We start from the raw sequence: 5,260 nt of genomic DNA, 5'->3' as shown, positions 1-5,260 counted from the left end.
ATCGCCACCGGCGTCAGCTGGGCACGGTTGGTGACATCGCCGATCGCCCAGATATTGTCGATGTTGGTGCGGGAAAACCGGTCGACCTTGATCGCACCCGTCGCGGCGGTCATCTCGATGCCTACGCCTTCCAGGCCCATATTCTCGGTGTTGGGGATGCGGCCGATGGCCAGCATCACCTGGTCGACCGTTAGCACCTGCCCGCTCGTGAGCTGCGCGTCGAGCCGCCCGTCCGGCCGCTTGCTGACCGATTCGGAGACGGCATGGCAAAGGATCTTTATTCCCTTCTTTTCCATCGTCTCATGCAGCGTGCGCCGCAGGTCCATGTCGAAACGGCCAAGGATTTCCTTACCGCGATAGACCAGCGTGGTGTCTACGCCGAGGCCGTGAAAGATGTTGGCGAACTCGACCGCGATATAGCCCCCGCCCTCTATCATGATCGCCTTCGGCAGCTCCTTGAGATCGAAAGCCTCGTTGGAAAAGATACAGTGTTCGTGGCCGGGCAGTGCCGGATGGGCAGCCGGACGGCCGCCGGTGGCGATCAGGATCTGATCGGCGGTGACGGTGCGGTCCTCGCCCAGGAGATGGATCACGTGCGGGTCGACGATCATCGCCCGCGAATGAAAGGTCTCGCCACCCGAGCCCTCGACATTCCTCTTGTAGATCGCTTCCAGGCGGCTGATCTCGCGGTCCTTGTTGGCGACCAGCGTTTGCCAGTCGAAGCTGGCTTCCGGCACCGTCCAGCCATAGCCGGCGGCGTCGGCAAAATGCTCGGGAAACTGCGAGGCATAGACATAGAGTTTCTTCGGCACGCAGCCCCTGATGACGCAGGTGCCACCGAAACGGTATTCTTCGGCGATACCGACGCGTTTGCCGAGTGCTGCCGCGACCCGCGCCGCCCTTACCCCGCCGGAGCCGCCGCCGATGACGAAGAGGTCGTAGTCGTAACCGGCCATGAAGCGGCTCCTTGAACGTCGAAAATGTGAGTGACAGGTAGGCCGCAAACCATCAAAAGAAAAGCCCGGACAGGCCGGGCTTTACAGATGGCCGCAAGGGCCGCGTTTGAAATGCAGGATCAGTTCTGCGTGCCGTCGGCGGGAGCCGATCCGTCCGCGGGGGCGGCGCCATCCGCCGGGGCCGCATTGTCTGCCGGAGCGGCGCCATCGGCGGGCGCGGGCGTAGGCGCAGCCACCGCCTTCGCTTTTGCCGCCGCCGCCAGAGTTTCGCCGACCTGCTGGGCAAGATCGCGGGCTACGCCGTTCTGCCAGATGTCGGCGGCCTTGACGAGGTCACGCGTCACGGTCGGGCCGCTGTCGAGCAGCTTCTTGCCGGACTCGGAACTGTAGAAGGCCGCGATGTCGGTGAGCTCCTTTTCGGAAAACACCTTCGCATAGGCAAGAGCCGTTTCCTTCTCGAGGTCCGCGCGGCGCGAGGCCAGCGCCAGCGCCTTCTCGTTTATCGTCTTGCCGATCAGCTCCTGCATGTCAGGGTTCTTCTGGATGAGCTGCGATTCGAGCGCCGCGGCGGCCTGCGGCAGGATGTTGTCGAACGGGTCGGTCGCGTGGATCGCGGCGACCGCGGCGCGTGCGGCCTTCAGATGCGATTCCGTGACGTCCTGCGCGAAGACAGGCGAGGAGAACGCGAAGACAGCCGAAGCCGCCACGAGAACTGAAAGACGGCGAACCCGGTTATGCAACATCATGATCGGTAGAACTCCCTGGTTTTCGGGCGGCATGGACGGTTTGGATACCGTCGCCGCCGGCGATGATGGCCGCTGACGCCAGCCCGATGAAAAGACCATGCTCGACCACGCCAGGAATGGCGTGGAGAGCATTCGAAAGCGCTCTTGTATCCGGAATGCGGCCAAAAGATGCATCGAGGATAAAATGGCCGCCGTCTGTAACAAAAGGCTGGCCTCCCGTCATCCTCAATGTCACCGGACCGGAAAGGCCGAGATTTCCGGCCACCACGGCCACGGCGATCTCGGTCGAGCGCAGGCCGAACTGATTGACTTCGATGGGAAGAGGAAACCGGCCGAGCGTCTCGACCATCTTCGAACGGTCGGCGATGACGATCATGCGCTGCGAAGCCGCGGCCACGATCTTCTCACGCAGCAGCGCACCGCCGCCGCCCTTGATCAATGTCAGCTCACCGTCGACCTCGTCGGCGCCGTCGACGGTGAGATCGAGCTCGGGTGTTTCCTCCAGCGTCGACAGCGGCACACCGAGTTCGCGGCACAGCGCGGCGGTGCGTTCCGAGGTCGGCACGCCGATAATGGTCATGCCTGAGGCAACCTTGTCGGCGAGCAGCCGCACGAATTCCTCGGCAGTGGTGCCGGTGCCGATGCCGAGCCGCATGCCGTCGGTGACATGGGCAAGAGCCGCCCGCGCGGCCTCGACCTTCAATTGCCTCGCATCCATGCTGCTTGCTGCCCCGAAACCTGATGCACGTCGCCCAACAGTGACCTCGGTTTGGGAACGACATGCATGAAACAAAAACCCAAGGCGTGTCGCATGGGTCCGTTTCGATGCGACGTGCTTTGGCGTTTGGGCTCCTAGCATTTTTGCTGGCCGGGTCAAAGCCCTTGGCGGCTGCGCCACCAGTTTGCTTGCCTTAAAGCGTCGCAGCCGCTATCGCCTGCCGATGCGCAAACCTGCTCAGGATGGATCATGAGTCGCCCGATCATCGTGTTCGACCTCGACGGAACGCTGATTGACACGGCGCCGGACTTGCTCGACAGCCTCAACCACAGCCTGGCGGCCAGCGAACTGGCGGCCGTCGACGAAGCCGGCTTCAAACGCTTCGTCGGCCATGGCGGCCGGGTGATGATCGAACGGGCGCATGCCGCGCAGCAACGATCCCTCAAGGTTGAGGAGCACGACCGGCTGCTGAAACTGTTCCTTGATCACTACACCGACAACATTCCGGGCAAATCCCGCCCCTACCCCGGCGTGATCGAGGCGATTGCCCGCTTTGAGAAGGCCGGCTATCTGCTGGCCATCTGCACCAATAAATACGAAGCCAATTCGCTGGCGCTGATCGAGGCGCTCGGCCTGACCAGGCATTTCGCGGCAATTGCCGGACAGGATACGTTCGCGTTTCGCAAACCCGATCCGCGCCACCTGATCGAAACCATCAAACTGGCCGGTGGCGATCCGCACCGCGCCTTGATGGTCGGCGATTCGCAAACCGATATCGACACTGCCAAGGCCGCCGGCATTCCTGTGGTCGCCGTCGATTTCGGCTACACCGATCGTCATGTGCGCGAGTTCGAGCCCTCGGCGGTGATATCGCATTTTGATGCATTGACGCTCGATCTGGCACAAGGGCTGATCGGCGCCGCCGCACACTGAGCGCCGGGGACGAAATCTCTCCGGAACGGGCCAGCCGGGACCGCAAATCCGATCTGTGTGAGAACACCAGACACTGCCTTGACTTAACCGGCCGGCCTCCCTTATATCGCGGCTCGCTTGGCCTTCGGGCAACGAGCGGGCGATTAGCTCAGCGGGAGAGCACACCCTTCACACGGGTGGGGTCGCAGGTTCAATCCCTGCATCGCCCACCATCCAACCTGAAGAAATCGTTGGATGTTCGGCCGCAATCAAATTCTCTTGAAAGCTTACTGGCGCGTAGGACAAGGCTTGCTGGCGCGTAAGCAAATGTAGGCCAGTGCAAAATCATGGTCGGAAACTCGACGTTCCAAGTCGTGCGAAAACACGACGGGTTTAGATGTCTTTCGTCGGCGCGGTCACGCTTCTTTTGGGCCAACAGTTGCCTGCCTCCGGAACCAACCAATACACCAGCGAGTTTCCCTCCGTCGAAACCTGAGGGAAAACCATGTCCAGATTTCTGCTGGCGACCAGCGTCGCCGTTCTTCTTACCAGCGGATCGGCCTTTGCCGCGGATGAAGCCCCCCTGCCGCCACCCAATGCCAAGAAGCTGTCGGAGATCATCGCGAAGGTCGAGCAACGCGACGGCTTTCGCTACGTGAAAGAAGTCGATTGGGACAAAGACGGCTACACCGTCACCTACTACACCTCGGACAAGGCAAAAGTCGAAATCGACTTCGATCCTGTGACGGCCGAACCAAAATAAGGTTCGCAGGGACGTCGTCGCCAATGCGCTGCCTTCGAGCATTCTCAGCGACGAAACGCGCGCCCACATTGTCCATCCTGGGGTATGTTATGCCTTGGACAAACCTGTTGGCTTGGGGGCTATGATGCGATGTTTCGCTGGAACCTATTTTCTGTCTGTACTCGCCATCATCCCAGCCGACGGCTTCCTTGCCGTTTCTCCCGCGCGAGCCGATGGCCCGTCCTTCGACTGCGCCAAGGCTGCAGTGCCCGCGGAAAAAGCGATCTGTGCCGACCCGCAGCTGTCGGCGATCGATCTGCTGGTTTCGAAGGCGTTGAAGGGATTCGAGCCGGCGTTCGGCGGCGACAAGCGCAGGATTGCCCGCGGGCTGATCGCCGATCGCAATGCCTGCGAGAGCGATACGGCCTGTATCGTCAGCGCCCTCAACAACGCCTTGCAGACCTATGGCAATGCGCCCTCCTGGATCCAGGACTACAACATCGCGCTGATTGGCAAGAAGGCGCTCGAAGCCGCCGGGCGAAACCCCGGGCACGTCGATCAGCCCCTGCCTTCGGCTATCGGCCAATGCGCATCGACGCACATCAAGACGCTTAGCGCCCGGCTCGGCGACGATCCGCTGGAAACGGCCAGTCCCGAAGCGGGCAGCGCGACCACGTTCACCAATGGCGGCGGGGCTGTCTCCTATGATCGCGAGGCCGGCTTGGCCGCCGCGAAGGTCGGAGAACCGGTCGTCATATGCCTGATCTCGATTCCCAGGGACTGCCCCAAGGACGACGACCGTGGCCGGGTCTATTATTCCGTCGACCTCGTCTCGAAAGGCTCCTGGGCTCTGCCGGATTCGCAGCATATGTGCGGCGGCGCCTGAACGGCGGGTTTCGTCCGTCCGCGTCGGGCCAAGACGTTAACAGTCTCTGTCTCCCCTTGCGTCAATTCGCCATTGATGGCTGATTGTGGAGTGACCGGGCTTCACGGGGGTGGGCATGTCGACTGCGAAGCACTTGATGAAGCGCGTCCTGATGATGCTCGCCGGCTATCTAGTCGCGATACTGGTTGGCCTGATCGCCGTGGTGGCGATCTATGCCGCGTTGAGCGCCCTGCCCAACGCGCCGGCCTATTTCGACCTCATGGGCGTCTCGCCGATCGCGGCCTTTGTGGTGCCGCCGCT

6 protein-coding genes, 1 tRNA gene and 1 pseudogene are annotated in these 5,260 nt (G+C 62.0%); 5 read left to right on the top strand and 3 right to left on the bottom strand.

Annotation, left to right across the window (positions count from 1 at the left end; genetic code table 11):
* The 3 genes from EOA36_RS26700 to rpiA form a co-directional block, all read right to left on the bottom strand.
* The coding region (locus tag EOA36_RS26700) for an FAD-dependent oxidoreductase (RefSeq protein ID WP_127280106.1) at positions 1–956 on the bottom strand (956 nt) is incomplete at its 3' end.
* A 119-nt stretch (positions 957–1,075) separates the two neighbouring features.
* A complete protein-coding gene (locus EOA36_RS26695) occupies positions 1,076–1,702 on the bottom strand; it encodes a DUF2059 domain-containing protein (protein ID WP_127280105.1) in 627 nt (208 codons plus the stop codon).
* Positions 1,689–2,420 (bottom strand): ribose-5-phosphate isomerase RpiA, encoded by a 732-nt coding sequence (rpiA, locus tag EOA36_RS26690; RefSeq protein ID WP_127280104.1) that lies wholly within the window; start codon positions 2,418–2,420, stop codon positions 1,689–1,691. Before rpiA ends, EOA36_RS26695 begins: the two co-directional genes overlap by 14 nt.
* Positions 2,421–2,669: 249 nt before the next feature.
* Between rpiA and EOA36_RS26685 the strand changes: the two genes are divergently transcribed.
* From EOA36_RS26685 to EOA36_RS26665, 5 genes and pseudogenes are all read left to right on the top strand, one after another.
* Complete coding sequence (locus EOA36_RS26685; RefSeq protein ID WP_127280103.1) at positions 2,670–3,353, top strand: phosphoglycolate phosphatase; 684 nt, start codon at positions 2,670–2,672, stop codon at positions 3,351–3,353.
* A gap of 137 nt (positions 3,354–3,490) precedes the next feature.
* Positions 3,491–3,565, top strand: a tRNA-Val gene (locus tag EOA36_RS26680).
* 272 nt (positions 3,566–3,837) lie between these two features.
* Positions 3,838–4,095, top strand: coding sequence for a PepSY domain-containing protein (locus EOA36_RS26675; RefSeq protein WP_127280102.1), 258 nt, complete (start codon positions 3,838–3,840; stop codon positions 4,093–4,095).
* A gap of 121 nt (positions 4,096–4,216) precedes the next feature.
* Positions 4,217–4,960 (top strand): lysozyme inhibitor LprI family protein, encoded by a 744-nt coding sequence (locus tag EOA36_RS26670; RefSeq protein WP_127280101.1) that lies wholly within the window; start codon positions 4,217–4,219, stop codon positions 4,958–4,960.
* A gap of 115 nt (positions 4,961–5,075) precedes the next feature.
* Positions 5,076–5,260, top strand: a pseudogene (locus EOA36_RS26665) (hypothetical protein); the annotation flags it as partial.

It is taken from the genome of Mesorhizobium sp. M8A.F.Ca.ET.021.01.1.1, assembly GCF_003998025.1.
Classification (GTDB): Bacteria; Pseudomonadota; Alphaproteobacteria; order Rhizobiales; family Rhizobiaceae; genus Mesorhizobium.
Note: the sequence above shows the minus strand (reverse complement) of the source record. Positions and strands in the feature narration are given on the sequence as shown.

Bases quoted from the DNA above. Each gene is read 5' to 3' on its own strand.
- rpiA (WP_127280104.1), bottom strand. From the start codon at position 2,420: ATGGATGCGAGGCAATTGAAGGTCGAGGCCGCGCGGGCGGCTCTTGCC.
- EOA36_RS26685 (WP_127280103.1), top strand. From the start codon at position 2,670: ATGAGTCGCCCGATCATCGTGTTCGACCTCGACGGAACGCTGATTGAC.
- EOA36_RS26675 (WP_127280102.1), top strand. From the start codon at position 3,838: ATGTCCAGATTTCTGCTGGCGACCAGCGTCGCCGTTCTTCTTACCAGC.
- EOA36_RS26670 (WP_127280101.1), top strand. From the start codon at position 4,217: ATGATGCGATGTTTCGCTGGAACCTATTTTCTGTCTGTACTCGCCATC.
- EOA36_RS26695 (WP_127280105.1), bottom strand. From the start codon at position 1,702: ATGATGTTGCATAACCGGGTTCGCCGTCTTTCAGTTCTCGTGGCGGCT.